Annotated in this window: 10 protein-coding genes; 8 read left to right on the top strand and 2 right to left on the bottom strand. The window is 63.6% G+C overall.

Going from position 1 to position 14,923, the window contains the following annotated elements; translation table 11 throughout:
* Positions 1-95 precede the first annotated feature (95 nt).
* Both ABAC460_RS31825 and ABAC460_RS31830 read left to right on the top strand, forming a co-directional pair.
* A complete protein-coding gene (locus tag ABAC460_RS31825; protein ID WP_081716478.1) occupies positions 96-1,559 on the top strand; it encodes an amidohydrolase family protein in 1,464 nt (487 codons plus the stop codon).
* 68 nt (positions 1,560-1,627) lie between these two features.
* The gene (locus tag ABAC460_RS31830) at positions 1,628-2,917 is read left to right on the top strand and encodes an alpha/beta hydrolase family protein (protein WP_023452689.1); all 1,290 of its coding nucleotides are present in this window, start codon (positions 1,628-1,630) and stop codon (positions 2,915-2,917) included.
* Between the two features lie 71 nt (positions 2,918-2,988).
* Here the strand turns inward: ABAC460_RS31830 and ABAC460_RS31835 are convergent, their stop codons facing one another.
* Positions 2,989-6,468, bottom strand: coding sequence for an EAL domain-containing protein (locus ABAC460_RS31835; protein ID WP_235075776.1), 3,480 nt, complete (start codon positions 6,466-6,468; stop codon positions 2,989-2,991).
* Positions 6,469-6,648: 180 nt separating this feature from the next.
* On the opposite strand from ABAC460_RS31835, the gene ABAC460_RS31840 reads away from it, so the two are divergent.
* Complete coding sequence (locus ABAC460_RS31840) at positions 6,649-7,794, top strand: pilus assembly protein TadG-related protein (protein WP_023452691.1); 1,146 nt, start codon at positions 6,649-6,651, stop codon at positions 7,792-7,794.
* Positions 7,791-8,282 carry a response regulator gene (locus tag ABAC460_RS31845; protein ID WP_023452692.1) on the top strand — a complete coding sequence of 164 codons (492 nt, stop codon included), beginning with the start codon at positions 7,791-7,793 and terminating at the stop codon, positions 8,280-8,282. Before ABAC460_RS31840 ends, ABAC460_RS31845 begins: the two co-directional genes overlap by 4 nt.
* A 159-nt stretch (positions 8,283-8,441) precedes the next feature.
* Here ABAC460_RS31845 and ABAC460_RS31850 read toward each other — a convergent pair whose 3' ends face one another.
* The gene (locus ABAC460_RS31850) at positions 8,442-11,165 is read right to left on the bottom strand and encodes a glycoside hydrolase family 3 C-terminal domain-containing protein (RefSeq protein WP_444551271.1); all 2,724 of its coding nucleotides are present in this window, start codon (positions 11,163-11,165) and stop codon (positions 8,442-8,444) included.
* Positions 11,166-11,384: 219 nt separating this feature from the next.
* Between ABAC460_RS31850 and ABAC460_RS31855 the strand changes: the two genes are divergently transcribed.
* The 4 genes from ABAC460_RS31855 to ABAC460_RS31870 are packed head-to-tail and all read left to right on the top strand — an operon-like array spanning position 11,385 to position 14,886.
* Positions 11,385-13,103 carry a GMC family oxidoreductase gene (locus ABAC460_RS31855; protein ID WP_023452694.1) on the top strand — a complete coding sequence of 573 codons (1,719 nt, stop codon included), beginning with the start codon at positions 11,385-11,387 and terminating at the stop codon, positions 13,101-13,103.
* Complete coding sequence (locus ABAC460_RS31860) at positions 13,100-13,786, top strand: gluconate 2-dehydrogenase subunit 3 family protein (protein ID WP_023452695.1); 687 nt, start codon at positions 13,100-13,102, stop codon at positions 13,784-13,786. The genes ABAC460_RS31855 and ABAC460_RS31860 overlap by 4 nt, the downstream gene beginning before the upstream one ends.
* A gap of 10 nt (positions 13,787-13,796) precedes the next feature.
* Positions 13,797-14,501: a 3-keto-disaccharide hydrolase gene (locus tag ABAC460_RS31865; protein WP_023452696.1), complete on the top strand. Its 705-nt coding sequence runs from the start codon at positions 13,797-13,799 to the stop codon at positions 14,499-14,501.
* 10 nt (positions 14,502-14,511) lie between these two features.
* Positions 14,512-14,886 (top strand): DUF2809 domain-containing protein, encoded by a 375-nt coding sequence (locus ABAC460_RS31870; RefSeq protein WP_023452697.1) that lies wholly within the window; start codon positions 14,512-14,514, stop codon positions 14,884-14,886.
* Positions 14,887-14,923 lie beyond the last annotated feature (37 nt).

The following is a 14,923-nucleotide window of genomic DNA, read 5'->3' on the forward strand; positions in this document are numbered from 1 at the left end:
CGCCGAGCAGCACCACCCCTGATGGGCTAGCTTGGCCCCTGTTATCGCCCCAACGGGGGCATCAATGACAGACAATAGCAACAGGCGGGACCTACATGTTTCAGGCACTCAGGCTTGCCATTCTTTTTGTTGTGATCGGAGCTCTGCCCGGCGGGGTTCGCGCAGACCCAAGGCATGACGCGGATTTCGTTTTTGACCACGTGACGGTCATCCCGATGACCAGGGAGACCGTGCAACCCGACATGTCGGTGGTTGTGCGCAACGGCACAATTATTGCGATTGTCGATGGGCGTAAATCCAGCCGATATCGCAACGCCACGCATATTAATGGCCGGGGAAAGTTCCTGATGCCCGGCTTGTCGGACATGCACGTCCACAACCGTATGCCGCCTCAGGACTTTTTCGATTTGAACCTGGCGTCCGGCGTCACCACCGTTTTCAATATGGGCACGGGCGATGGCGGCGGTAAGGTCGATCATCTTGCCCTGCGCGCAAGCATAGCTGCCGGAACGACGGATGGCCCGCGTTACCTGGTCAGCGGCCCTCAGCTTGAAAGCAACACCATCACCTCACTGGATGATGTGAACACGGTGCTTCGGGAAAATGGCGAACGGCAATACGACGCCATCAAGATTCATGGTGACTTGTCACCGGAGCTGTACGACGCCCTGATCACCGGGGCCCGCGAAAAAGGGTTCCGCATACGGGGCCACGGCCAGCACATGATGCCGCTGGCGCAAACGCTGCGCATGGATTGCATCGAACACATCGAAGAACTCTTGTACATTTCGCGCGACGCAACCTTTGGCCGGGAAGCGAAATTCGGCGAGGAAGACAACGGAAATATCAACAATTTCCTGACCGCCTATTATCACAATATTCCCCGGCTGGAAGACCGTGCCTACCGCGCTGAGGTCGTGAAAGACATTGCCGATTCCGGCGTGTACTGGGACCCGACACTCATCATCTATTCCATGATCCCTGTCTATGTCTCGGACGAGTCTTTTGCCGCGCTGGCGGACGATCCGAGGCTGAAATATCTGCCTGAGGGTATGCGCCGCGAGAGTCTGGACAAGCAAAAGAATGAATATCGCGCGGGCCTGGTACCTGTCTTTTCAACCTTTCTGCTGTCGGTGAACGACCATTCAAGCGTGAAAGACCACTTCGATCGCAATGTGACGATCTTGCTCACCCTGATCAAAGAGCTTCATGATGCCGGCGTCCCCCTCCTGGTCGGCTCAGACGCCTTCGGCGCACTTACGCCAGGTTTTGCCCAGCACCAGGAAATGGAACTCTTCGTGGAGGCCGGATTGACGCCTTTTGAAACCCTGAGAGCGGCGACGGTAAACTCCGCCAAATACCTGGGGGAATTCGACCAGGCCGGCACGATCGAAGTCGGCAAACGTGCGGATTTCGTTCTGGTCGGTGCAAATCCGCTGGACGACATTCGCAACGCGGCGGACGTTCAGGGCGTTTTTACCCATGGCAAATGGTATTCCAGCGAAGACCTGAAGAGGCGACTTGCCAGGGTGGCGAACGCTTCGGCTGACACCCAATAAGCCAACCGAATCTGACGTTTGAAAAGCGCCAAGGGGGACATTCCATCTTGCGACACCAGAATAAGAAAATGCGCAGCCTGATGGCCATCGCCACACTCTTCCTGGCGACGGTTACATCGGTGCGTTCCGCCGAAGTCCTGTGCGAAGCCGGCGCATACGGAGCACCGGATCAGGACATTGTCTTGCTGGCGCCAAAGGACTGGATACCCTCCCCCGGGATGGGGTATTTACTTCTGGACGGCCGGTACGGAAGCACACTGTCCCCGACGAGTCCCGTCACGTGTCATGCCGGATACGTTCTGTTGACGTCCGAAAATGCCGAACCTGTCCGGCTTGAGAAAAGAGACTTCAAACAAACGCGCGAAGAGATTCCCGTGGCCGGAGCTGTCCTTGTCGGAGAATTGCTGGAACCGGCGGGACAGGGCGCTGCACCGGTGCACCCCCTGGTCGTGATGGTCCATGGGTCCGACACCGAGCCCGCGATCGGCAATAATCGCGCCTATCTGCTTGCCGCGCAGGGCATAGCGGTTTTCACCTACGACAAGCGGGGCACGGGACAATCCGGCGGGTTCTATACGCAAAATTTCGAATTGCTGGCTGACGACGCCGCAGCCGCGATGGCGCACGCGCAAACCATGGCGTCTGGCCGCTTCGACAGGTCCGGATATTGGGGACAAAGCCAGGGGGGCTGGGTCGCGCCATTGGCGGCAACACGGTCAAGGGTCGACTTTGTCGCCGTGGGCTTTGGATTGGTCGCAACGCCGATCGAGGAAGATCGCGACCAGATGCTTCTGGAGGCCCAAACCCTGGGTCTCAGCGGCGTTGAAATGGACCAGATAAGACGATTGTCGCAAGCCACGGCAAAGATCGTTTCCTCCCACTTCACCTCCGGCTTCGAGGCCCTGGACGCCATCCGACAAGAAGCCGGCGTTGAAACCTGGGCCAATCTTATTGACGGAGAATACAGCGGAGACATGTTGCGCATGAACGACAGCGATCTTCGTCGCGTCGGCCGCGCCGTCTTCGACAATCTGGAAATCATCTGGGACTACGATTCAACCTCCGTATTGAAGGGGTTGGACGTGCCTCTCCTGTGGACGATCGCCGAGAGGGACCGGGAAGCGCCGATAGACCAAACGCTCGCATCGCTACGCGATTTCAAAAAACGGGGAAAACCTTTCGATGTCTACGTCTTTCCCGACACCGATCACGGCATGTATGAATTTGTCGAAAAGCCCGACGGAACCCGGACGAACACGCGCGTCACGGACGGCTATTTCAAACTCTTAGGTGATTGGATCGCGGCCAGACCCCGCCATCCGTATGGTCGTTCCCGTCAAATTTCGGAGAAAAACTGATATCAAGCAACAGGATCGCCCCCTGCCTGCGGGCACATCCGGCAATCCGTGTCCATTCGCGGGTCAAAATCTCAGCTCGCCAGACGCTGATCCTGCAATCCGAGCAAGGCGGTCAGGCCCGGCGCCGACATCGGCTTGCCGAACAGCCAGCCCTGCATGGCGTGGACGCCGGCGGCCTTCAAAGCCGAGTGCTGGCTCTGGGTCTCGATGCCTTCCGCCACCACCTGCATGCCGAAGGCGCGGCCGATGCCCGTCACCGCCTGGATGATGGCCAGGGCCTCCAGCGACGCGCGCTGGTCACCGTCCAGGGCATGGACGAATTCCTTGTCGATCTTGATCTTGTCGAACGGGAAACGGTGCAGCGCCGTCAGCGACGAATAGCCGACACCGAAATCGTCCAGGGCCAGCTTGATATCCAACGCCTGCAGTTCCTCGAACAGACCGTTGATGCGCTTCGGATCACCCATGAAGGCGGTTTCCGTCACCTCCAGCACCAGCCGGTTCGCGGCGTATCCGGTCTGCTCCAGCAAAGCCTTCAGGTCGGCGACAAAGCTCGGCTGATCCAGTTCGATACCCGACACATTGACGGCCACCGGGATCGACCAGTGAGCCGCCTCGCGCAGCACCTTCCGGCGCGCCAGGGCGCCGATGGCGCAGATCAGGCCTTCCCGCTCGGCCAGGGGAATGAAGATATCCGGTCCAACCGGCGTGCCATCGGGGCGATTCCACCGGATCAGCGCCTCGGCCGAGACCGGCAAAATACCGTTGCGGTCGAAGATCGGCTGGTACTTCATCTCGAAGGCTTCGGCGGCGATGGCGTCCTTCAGTTCGCGCACCATCACCTGCTCGGGATCTTCGGGCAGCACGGTCATACGCTCACCGCCGTCGACCACGTCGTCCAGCCGCACCAGGGTGGCTTCCAGCAAGGCGCGGACATTGGATATCTCCTCGACCGTCACCTTTCGTCCCTCTTCGCGGATCGCGCGTTCTATGACCGCGGACGCTTCGGCGACCGCACGGGCGCCCAGGTTCAGACTCATCGACTTGAGCGCGTGGGCGGCGCTGGCCAGGTCCTCGTCGCTGCCCGACGCGCGCGCCGCCAGCAGCCGGGCAATGCAGTCCGGAGCGTGCTTGGTGTAGAGGCCGACCACCTTGCGGACAAAATCGCCGCGGTCGCTGTCCAGGCTGTCGAGCAGTGGCCCGGCCACTTCCGGATCGAACAGCTCTTCATCGACCGTGACCAGGGGTTCGCTGTCGTCATCGAAATCGGACAAGCCTGGCTCCTCGGCCAGGTTTTCCGGCAACCAGTGCTGCAGGATCCCGCCCAGGGCTTTCAGCGTAAACGGCTTGTGCAGCACGCCGTCCATCCCGCACTCGCGCCAGGCTTCGGCGGCGGCGCCGACGACGTGGGCCGTCAGGGCAATCACCGGCGTGGCGGTGGCGCTGGTGCGGGCTTCGCGCAGGCGCAGGCGGCGGGTGGCCTCGAAGCCGTCCAGCACCGGCATGGAGCCATCCATCAACACCAGGTCGAAATCCTCGACCTCCAGGCGATCGAGCGCTTCCTGGCCGTCATTGGCAGTTTCGGCGGTGATACCGAAGCGCGACAGGGCCTCCATCGCGACTTCGCGATTGACCTCGGCATCGTCGACCACCAGGACGCGGGCGCGCGGCCAGGCGGTTTCGATGGACTCGGGATTGTGCTCGGGTTCGTTCAGCACCAGGGCCTGGCCGTCGCGCAGGCGTACGATCAGCGCATCGAGGTCGCGGTGGCGCACCGGCGCCGGCAGCAGGCAGGCGGCATGACGCTGGCGGACGTGACCGTCGGCTTCGGCGTCATCGGGATCGGCCAGCAGGACCAGTTTCGTCGACGCGACATCGCCGGCGCTGCGGTGGGCCTTGTCGGCGATAACCGCGGCGGGATCGGCCGAATCGACCGTGATGCCGGCGGCCTGCAGGCGGCGGGCCAGGGCAGCGCGGGTCAGGGCGCCTTCGATGCGCAGATCGACCGTGACCGCGTGGGTCACCACCGGCGGGGCGCAGGTCTCACTGTGCGCCCCCGCCGGCATGACGATCTGGAATTTGGTGCCCCGGCCCTGCTGCGAGGTGACGGAAATCTCGCCCCCCATGGCCTCGACCAGGCGTTTGGCGATCGACAGCCCCAGGCCCGTGCCGCCGAAGCGCCGCGTCGTGGTCTGGTCTTCCTGGCTGAAGGCGGCGAAGATCCTGGGCAGCTTGTCGGCGGCGATGCCGATGCCGGTGTCGCGCACCGACAGCTTCCAGCTGCGGCCATGCGCCGGCTCGATCGCGATGGCGACCAGGCCGGACTCTGTGAACTTCAGCGCGTTGGAAATCAGGTTGGACAGGACCTGGCCCAGGCGGACCGGATCGGCCGGGACGATGCGCGGGGCGTCGGGATGCGCCGACACGGCCAGCTCCAGCCCCTTTTCGCGCGCCTTGGCCTGGAACAGGGTGATGATGTCGTCGGTCAGATCGAGAATATCGACCTCGGTGGTTTCGACCTCCAGCTTGCCGGCCTCGATCTTGGAAAAGTCGAGGATGTCGTTGATGACCGCCAGAAGCGAGCGCCCCGACTTGACGATGGTCTGGGCGTGGCGGCGCGCCTTGGCCGGCAGGCTTTCGGCGGCCAGCAGCTCGGCCATGACCATGACCCCGTTCATCGGGGTGCGGATCTCATGGCTCATTGTGGCCAGGAAGTCGGACTTGGCGGCGGTGGCGGCCAGGGCCTCGTCACGGGCGGAAACATAGTCGGCCGTGCGGGCGGCGACCTCGCCTTCCAGCCCCTTCACCTGGGCTTCGATCTTCGCGTCGCGGGTCCGGATGGCGTCCAGCATGGCGTTGAAACTGTCGACCAGGCGGCCGACCTCGTCACGGCTCTCGATGGTCACCCGTTGGGAAAAATCGCCCTTTTCGGCGATGGCGCCGACCGAGGTGGTCAGCCGCGCCAGGGGACGGGTAATGGCCGCCTGCAACCGTGTGACCCCGAACAGCGCCAGGGCCAGCGCCCCGGCGGCTATGCCCAAGATGGCCAGCAGCGAACGCGCCAGGGCCGATGCCACGCCATTCGCCTGGTGCACGACGACAACCTGGCCGATACGCCGGCCGTCGATCGTCACCGGGGCGGTGACCTCTATGGACTTCGTCAGGACGAGCTGGCGCACCGAAGGGTTGGGCGTATCGGAATCGATGCGGACATCCTGGCGCAGGCGGGACCCGGTGCCGTTTTCGGCCAGGACATAGCCGCCCGCCCCCTGAACGCGGGCGTAGATGATGCCCGGCGTGCGCGACACGGCGCGGATGGCGGTAAAGGCGCGCTGCTGGTCATTTTCGGCGACGGCTTCGGCGGCGGACGAGGCCAGGACGTCAGCCGCGGTCTTCATCTGCGACCAGCGCGACTGGGCGGCGCGGGTGGTTTCCTGCCAGGTGAACAGTCCGGCCACCGGCAAGGTCGTGAACAGCACCGACCCCAGCACCAACAAGGTTAATCGCCGGCGGATCGAGGGAGCTGACTTCACGCGCTTGGAGGAACTCATACGGGCCTGTTGTCTGTTTTAAGGATGTTGCGGCCAGGTCACGACCCGTTAATCCGTTCTGCAGGCTAGCAATTAAATCTTAAAATCTGGCTGATAAAGTTTCCGATGGGCTGGAAACCAAGCAGAATGTTTTGGCGTAACCTCGGTAAAATAATACGCTGTCAAAGCGGTCAGTCGGCGATGATTTTTGCTCTCGCCGCCGTGCCACTTTTGCTGGCCGTTGGCGGCGCCCTCGAATACGGCGACATGTCCGGCCTGAAGAACCGCCTGCAGCAGGCGGCCGATGCCGGCGCCCTGGCCGGCGCCGGGCGGCTCAGCCTGGCCTCCACCAACGGCGACGAAGATGCCCGCCGGGTCGCCATCCGCACCGCCACCGACAATCTGGCTGACGATCGCGCCACCTTTACCGTCGCGATCGATCGCGCCGACGGCACCCTGACGGTCAATGCCCAGGCCGAGCATCATGGCATTACCGGTGTCCTGGGCGACAAGGTCCTTAAGGCCAGCGCCGTCGCCGAAGCGCTGCAAAAGACGCCGTTATGCGTGCTGCAGGTGGATACCGGCGGCATTACGCTGAACCAGACCGCGCAGATCAAGGCGCCGGGCTGCATGATCCACGCCAACGACAAGATCGCCGTCACCCAGTCGGCCATGATCACCGGTAAGCTGATCCAGGCCTCGGGCACGGTGACGGGCGCGACCAACCCGACCGGCAACGGCGGCGCCCTGCCCATCCCCGACCCGTTCGCCGGTATGAACCTCAATCCGTCGAAACTGTGCGACCTCAGCCTCAATATCGCCGCCACACCGCTGCTGGCAGATACGGCGGTCCAGCCCGGCGTTCACTGCCTGCCCATCCTGGCCGTCGGCAGCACCAAGGTGAAGCTGATGCCCGGCGATCACTATTTCATCGGCGGGCTGATCATGACGCAGAACTCGATCCTGCAGGGCGATGACGTCGCCCTGATCTTCGGGCCGCTGCAGATATTCCATTTCGCCGACAAGGCCAATGTCAAGCTGACGGCGCGCAAGACCGGACCGTTCGCCGGATTCCTGATCGCCACGACGCGGGCCAACACCAACGTCTTCAAGATCTCATCCAGCAATGTGTCGCAACTTCTGGGGACCATCTACATCCCGAACGCCACGCTTCAGGTGACCTCCCAGGGCAGTGTCAATCAGGACTCCGACTGGAGCATCGTCGTTGCCAAGAAGCTGGAACTGAAGAACAGCCCTGTCCTGGTGATCAATACGCGCTATAGTGGCTCAGGTGTTCCGGTGCCTGAGGGCGTGGGGCCGCGCAACACCACGGTGTTGAAACAATGAGTTCCAGTTTTGTGGAAATGGAGACGGCGCGGGTTCTCGTCGCCGATGACGATCCCATCCTGCGCGAATTCGCGGCGGTGCACCTGGCGACGCCTTCGGTTGAGGTCGAGCTGGCGGCGGACGGGGTTCTGGCGTTCGAGCGGCTGCAGGCGGGCGGTATCGATATCGCTTTGGTCGATCTCGACATGCCGCGGATGAACGGTTTCGACCTGATCGAAAAGGTGCGGGCCGATGCCCGGCTGGCGCACCTGCCGATCGTGGTGGTGACGGGCCGTGAAGACATGGTGGCGGTGGACCGGGCCTATGCCGTGGGCGCGACGGAGTTTGTGGTCAAGCCGATCAACTGGCGGCTCCTGTCGCACCAACTGGCCTATGTCCTGCGCAATAACCGCGCCGAAGCGGCCTTGCGGGCGGAGAACGCACGAATGCGGGATTTGCTGAAACAGGCCCAGGCGCAGATTGTGGCGGCGATGAAGGTGGCGGTGTGACCAAAATCCCCTCTCCCCGCCTGCGGGGAGAGGACGAGAGCCGAGCGAAGCGTAGGCGATCGGGTGAGGGGCCTTCAGAGGACGGAGCACTCGGAAGACGCCCCGCCCCTCACCCTAACCTCTCCCCGTGAAGAACGGGGAGAGGGGATTCTTACAACGCTACTTCGCCGCAACCTTATCGCTGACCACAGCCGAACCCGTCACCTGGAACGACGCCTTCACACCCGGGGCCGACTTCAACCCCTCACGCGACACCGGCTGGCCACCACCGATCCACAGATCGACCTGGCCGGCTTCAACCTTGCGCCCGCCCTGCTCATCGACCACGCTCAAGGCCCGGTCGTTCAGGACAAACTGAACCGTCTTCGTCTCACCCTTTTTCAGGTTCACCCGCTGGAAGCCCTGCAGAGAACGGATCGCCGTCCCCCCCGGATGCGAGACGTACAGCTGCACGACCTCGTCGCTGTCCATGGCGCCGCTGTTGGTCACCTCGACCGACACGGTCACCGGCGAACCGGCCGCCACCGACGCCCCGCTGACCTTGGGTTTAGCGTAACCGAACGTCGTGTAGCTGAGACCATGGCCGAACGGATACAACACCTCGCCGTTGAAATAACGGTAGGTGCGGTTCTTCATCGTATAGTCGCTGAAGCCCGGCAGGGCATCCACCGAACGATAGAAGGTCACCGGCAGCCGCCCGGCGGGGCTATAGTCACCGGCGATCAGCTGCGCCACGGCGTGACCGCCTTCGCCGCCCGGATACCAGGCCTCGATGATGGCCGGCACATGCTTGTCGGCCCAGTTGACGCCCAACGCACTCCCGCTCATCAGCACCAGAACGGTCGGCTTACCCGTGGCGAAGATCTTTTCCAGCAGTTGCTCCTGCGGCTTGGGCAGGTCGATACTGGTGCGGTCGCCGCCGGCAAAGCCTTCGGCTTCGACCTTCATCTCCTCGCCTTCGACCCGTGCCGACAGGCCGCCGACAAATACCACCAGGTCCGCCGTCTTCGCCACGTCGACCGCCTGACCGGCCATGTCGACCGGCGGGCTCCACAGCAGCTTCTGCGTGCCGCGCGGACCGCGCTGGAAGGCCTCGACCTTGATCGGATAGACCTTGCCGGCCTCCAGCACCGTCTTGCCCGACAGGATGGACGGCGCATCGCCGACGCCCCATTCGTCGACGACCAGTTTATCGCCGACCCAGACGCGATAGCCGCCTTCACTGAGATAGCGGAAGCGATATTCGCCCGACTGCGGCGCCTTGAGATACCCGGTCCAGCGTGACGACGACCTGCGGTCCTCACCCTGCCAGTCCAGGCGGGCATTGGCCTCGGTACGGGTGGCCGTCGCAGCCCCCTGCAACTGGTCGCCGGCAAAGTGCTCGGCCGTCAGGCCGGGCTGGGTGCAGGCGGCATCCAGGCACAGCGCCGTATCCGGCACAGGCGGTTCGGCCGGACCGACCAGGCCGGTGCCCTCGGCATAGACGATCTTCGCATCGGGATAGCGGGCGCGGATACCCTCCAGCACGGTGACCGGCCTGGACGGCTTGCCATAATAGTTGCCGACCAGGGCATCGAGGCTGTCGGCATTGGGGCCGATGACGGCGATGGTCTTAGGTTCGGCCTTCAAGGGCAGCAGGCCGTCATTCTTCAGCAGAACCATCGACTTCTTGGCCATGTCCAGAGCCACGGCGTGATGTTCCGGCGTGTCGTTGTCGGCGGCGGTGATGTTGGCAAACGGCAGCGAGGCCGGCGGATCGAACAGGCCCAGCCGGATGCGGCCTTCGAACAGGCGCACCAGGGCCTGGTCGACCACCGCGATCGGCAGTTGGCCGGCATTGACGGCATTGATGATCGGCTGGACCTCGGTGCTCATCTTGTTGCGATAATCGCCGCAGATCAGGTCCATGCCGGCCTTGAAGCCGACGGCGACGCCCTCTTCGGCGGTCTTCTTGTAATGCAGGGCGTCTTCGCGGAAGATGTTGGCGGCCGCGCCACAGTCCGACACCACAAAGCCCGGGAAGCCCCAGTTCTGGCGCAGCTTCTCTTCCATCAGGAAGTCGCTGGCGCAGCCCGGCACGCCGTAGACGGCATTATAGACGCACATCACCGAATAGGCCTTGCCTTCGGTCACTGTAGCCCGGAAGGCCGGCAGATAGGTGTCTTCCAGGTCGTATTTCGACGGATAGACGTCTTCCTTGTGGCGGTTGGATTCGGGCCCGGAATGGACGGCGAAGTGTTTCGACGTCGCCACCGTCTTGAAGAATTTGGGGTCAGTGCCCTGCAGGCCATGGATATAGCCGATGCCGATCCGCGAAGTCAGGTACGGATCTTCGCCGTAGGTTTCCTGGCCGCGGCCCCAGCGCGGATCGCGGAAGATGTTGATATTCGGCGACCACACGGTCAGGCCACGGTACCAGTCGGTACCGCCGTTGGGATGGACGCGTTCGACATATTTGGCGCGGAACTCGGTCGAGACGACATCGCCGACCGTGGTCATCATGGGTTCGTCCCAGGTCGCCGCCATACCGATGGCCTGGGGGAATACGGTGGCGACGCCGGCGCGGGCGACGCCGTGCAGGCCTTCATTCCACCAGTTGTATTGCGGCACGCCCAGGCGCGGAATGGCCGGCGCCGTATGACCCAGTTGCGCTGCCTTTTCTTCCAGAGTCATGCGCGCCACCAGATCGGCGGCGCGCGTCTTGGGATCGAGTGACGTGTCGCGATAGCCCATGGCGGCGATTTGGGCGGCCACTTCGGCCGGCACCGGATCGAGATCCAAATTCTGAGATTGGGCCCTGACCACAGGCGCCGCCACGGCGCACATCGCGATCAGAGACACGGACACCAGAAGGCGTCCCACAAAACTAGGGGTCAGACTCACGGGCATCTCCTCAACACGCTCTGTACGGCGCTTCTTGCAGTGGTAGCGTTACCAGCCCAACCACATAAGCGTCAAGACAAACATCTGACCTATGCAAAAAGTGATCAGACCAATTTAAATCTATTGAATTATTTTAATCCTTAAAAACGGACCGTGACAGGCGCAAATTTTTGTCGTTATCTGCCCCCCAATAACAAAAACCATCCCTCAGGGGGACACATGTTCGACAAGGCCGCCCGATCCACCGGGCACGATGTCATTATTGTCGGTTCCGGCGCCGGCGGCAGCATGGCCGCCTATGCCCTGACCCGCGCCGGGATCAATGTCCTGGTCCTGGAAGCCGGCCGGTCCTATGACCCGCAGGCAGAGGTCAACATGCTGGGCCAGGAGCACGAGGCGCCCCTGCGCGCCACGGGCACGGTCGACAAGCCCTTCGGCTATTACGACGCCACGATCGATGGCGGCTGGCAGGTACCGGGCGAGCCCTACACCACCGCCAAGGACGAAAAGTTCGAATGGTGGCGGTCGCGTATGCTGGGCGGGCGCACCAATCACTGGGGCCGCCATGTGCCGCGCTTCGGGCCCTACGACTTCAAGCCGTTTTCGCGCGACGGCATCGGCATGGACTGGCCGGTCTCCTACGACGAGGTCGCGCCGTGGTATGACCGCACCGAGGAAATCGTCGGATTGTGGGGCGCGCGGAACGGACTTGAGAATCACCCCGATTCGCCGCCCGGCATCGCCCATCCCGTCCCCAAGCCGCGCGTCTATGAGCTGCTGATCAAGGCGGCGGCCAACGACCTGGGCGTGCCGTGCGTGCCGTCGCGCTACGCCATCCTGACCAAGGACAAGCCCGACGAGGTCGCGCCGCGCAACGCCTGCTACTATACCAGCCCCTGCGGCCGTGGTTGCAGCATCGGCGCCGCATTCCAGGCGACGACCTCGCTGCTGCCGCTGGCGGCGGCGACCGGCCGGCTGACCGTTGTCACCGACGCCATGGTGGCGAAAGTGGTGATGAAGTCGAAAAACAAGGCCGACGGCGTCGAATATGTCGACCGCAAGACCGGCCAGCGCCACACGGTCACCGCCAAGGCCGTCATCCTGGCGGCCAGCGCCTGCGAGACCTCGCGCCTGATGCTGAACTCGCGCAATGACGACCATCGCAACGGCGTGGCCAACGGCTCGGGCCAGGTCGGGCGCAACCTGGTCGACACGGTCGGCGGCTACACCGGCGGCATCATTCCGGGCCTGGAAGGCCGGCCAATCTATAACGAGGAAGGCGCCGACCAGGCCCACCTCTATATCCCGTGGTGGCTGTACAAGGAACAGAAAGAGGGCAAGCTCAACTTCGCCCGCGGCTATCACTTCGAAATCGGCGGCGGCTTCCGCCTGCCCGGGCCGTGGACCGGCGGCGGCGACCTGCCCCGGGCCAATGGCGCCGAACTGCGCGCCGCCATGAAGCGCCGCATGGGCAACCGCGTCCACTTCTCGCTGCGCGGCGAGATGATCCCCAACAAGGACTGCTATGCCGAGATTGACGCCAATGTCCGCGACAAGTGGGGCATTCCGGTGCTGAAGTTCCACTGGAAATGGTCGGACCAGGAGATCAACATGGTCCAGCACGGGCTGGACACGGCCCGCGCCATCATCAAGCGCATGGGTGGGACCGTAACGAATCCCAACGACACCGGTGAAACCAACATTCGTCCGGGCGGCTTCATCATCCACGAAGGCGGCACGGCCCGCATGGGCGCCGATCCGAAAACCTCGGTGCTGGATGCCTATAACCGCTGCTGGGAAGTACCCAACCTGCTGGTTACCGACGGCGCCATGCTGACCTCGAACCCGCACAAGAACCCGACCCTGACCATCATGGCCCTGGCCTGGCGCGCCTGCGACAAGCTGGCCGCCGACATCAAGCAAGGGGCGTTCGCATGACCCTGTCCCGCCGCACCACCCTAGCCTGGCTGGCGGCCGCCGCCACCGCCATTCCCGCCGTCCCGGCCGCCGCCCGCGCGGACAAGCCGGTGGCCGTAACCGCGCTCAATCCTCAGATCGCCTGGCCGGATCTCGAGCTGCCGGTCAATGCCGCGCTCGGCTACGGCACCGATCCCGACCTGATGAACCCCACCGCGCCCTGGCCGCTTCTGCTCAGCGCCGACGGCCGCAAGGCGATCAACATCCTGGGTAACCTGATCCTGCCGCCGGACGAAAGCGGTCCCGGCGCCGGCGATATCGACATCGCCGCCTTTGTCGACGAATGGATCAGCTCGCCCTACGAAGCCCAGGCCGGCGACCGCCGCAAGGTGATCAACGGCCTGGCCTGGCTGAACGCGCAAGCCGGTAAACCCTTCGCCAAGGCAGACGCTGCGACCCACGCACGTATCGTCGACGCCCTGATGCTGGACCCCGTGCCGGACTTCCTGGTCGAGCCGGCCGGCTTCTTCGGACGCCTGCGCGGGTTGATCGTCGGCGGCTATTTCACCGCGCCGGAAGGCAAGGCGGCGATCGGCTTCCAGGGCAATACCCCGATGAAGGACTATCCCGGCCCCAGCGACGAAGCCGTCGAACACCTCAAAGGCCTGCTGAAACAACTGAACCTGCCCTACCCCGTGGTTTAAAGGATACCCCATGAACCGTCGCTCTCTGCTCCTCTCCGCCACGGCCGCCGCCGCCTTTCCGCTGACCGCCTGCGCCGGCACGCCCCAGCCCAACACCCTGACTGCGGCTGAAAAGTCCGCCGGCTGGAAGCTGTTGTTCAACGGCACCGACACCACCGGTTGGCGCAAGTTCAAGGGCGGCACGCCCGGCTGGGTCATCGAGGACGGCGCTCTGGCGCTGAAGGCGGCCGGCGGCGGCGACATCGTCACCGAAGAGGAGTTCGGCGCGTTCGAACTGGTCTATGACTGGAAGATCTCGCCCAACGGCAACAGCGGCGTCATGTACTTTGTCCGCGAAGTGCCCGACACCGACCGCCCCTACCAGACCGGGCCGGAAATGCAGGTCCTGGACAATGCCGGCCATTCCGACGGCAAGATCCCGTCGCACACCGCCGGCGCACTCTACGACCTGATCGTACCGCCGTCGGACGCCTCAAAGCCGGTCGGCGAATGGAACTCCGCGCGTGTCCTGTTCAACAACAACCACATCGAACACTGGCTGAACGGCGTGAAAACGGCCGACACCTCCTATGGCGACGACGCCTGGAAGGCCATGGTCGCCAAGTCGAAGTTCGCGGCCATGCCGCACTTCGCCGAAGTCGCCACCGGCCGCATCTGCCTGCAGGACCACGGCGACCCGGTGTGGTACCGCAACATCAAGATCCGCAAGCCGTGAGATTCCACATTTGACGTTTCATTGGGGCTATGCCCTCGCCGCCGCCCTGGTCTTCGCCGTTGAGGTCCTGATAGCGCTGTTCGTGCGCGACGGTTTTGTGCGGCCCTATCTCGGCGATGTCCTGGCCGTCGTGCTGGTCTATCTGACCTTGCGCGCCGTCACACGGCTGAACATCGCCGCGGCCCTGATCGCCACCCTCGCTATCGCCCTGGCTATCGAACTGGGCCAGCTTCTGGGCCTGACCGACCTGCTGGGCCTGCGCGGCAACCGGCTGGCGCAGGTCGTCCTGGGCGGTTCCTTCGACCCGAAGGACCTCGTCTGCTATGCGGTCGGCGGCATCGTCATTGCCGTTTTCGAAGCCCTTCGTGGAAAACGCCGGGCTTAAGCGTAATTTTAACCGCCTGCGCGTAAAGCTGAAACCC

Origin of the sequence: Asticcacaulis sp. AC460 (assembly GCF_000495795.1) — a bacterium.
In the GTDB taxonomy this organism is placed as follows: domain Bacteria; phylum Pseudomonadota; class Alphaproteobacteria; order Caulobacterales; family Caulobacteraceae; genus Asticcacaulis.

Coding starts and splice junctions, on each gene's coding strand:
- ABAC460_RS31825 (WP_081716478.1), top strand. CDS start 96: ATGTTTCAGGCACTCAGGCTTGCCATTCTTTTTGTTGTGATCGGAGCT.
- ABAC460_RS31830 (WP_023452689.1), top strand. CDS start 1,628: ATGCGCAGCCTGATGGCCATCGCCACACTCTTCCTGGCGACGGTTACA.
- ABAC460_RS31835 (WP_235075776.1), bottom strand. CDS start 6,468: ATGAGTTCCTCCAAGCGCGTGAAGTCAGCTCCCTCGATCCGCCGGCGA.
- ABAC460_RS31840 (WP_023452691.1), top strand. CDS start 6,649: ATGATTTTTGCTCTCGCCGCCGTGCCACTTTTGCTGGCCGTTGGCGGC.
- ABAC460_RS31845 (WP_023452692.1), top strand. CDS start 7,791: ATGAGTTCCAGTTTTGTGGAAATGGAGACGGCGCGGGTTCTCGTCGCC.
- ABAC460_RS31855 (WP_023452694.1), top strand. CDS start 11,385: ATGTTCGACAAGGCCGCCCGATCCACCGGGCACGATGTCATTATTGTC.
- ABAC460_RS31860 (WP_023452695.1), top strand. CDS start 13,100: ATGACCCTGTCCCGCCGCACCACCCTAGCCTGGCTGGCGGCCGCCGCC.
- ABAC460_RS31865 (WP_023452696.1), top strand. CDS start 13,797: ATGAACCGTCGCTCTCTGCTCCTCTCCGCCACGGCCGCCGCCGCCTTT.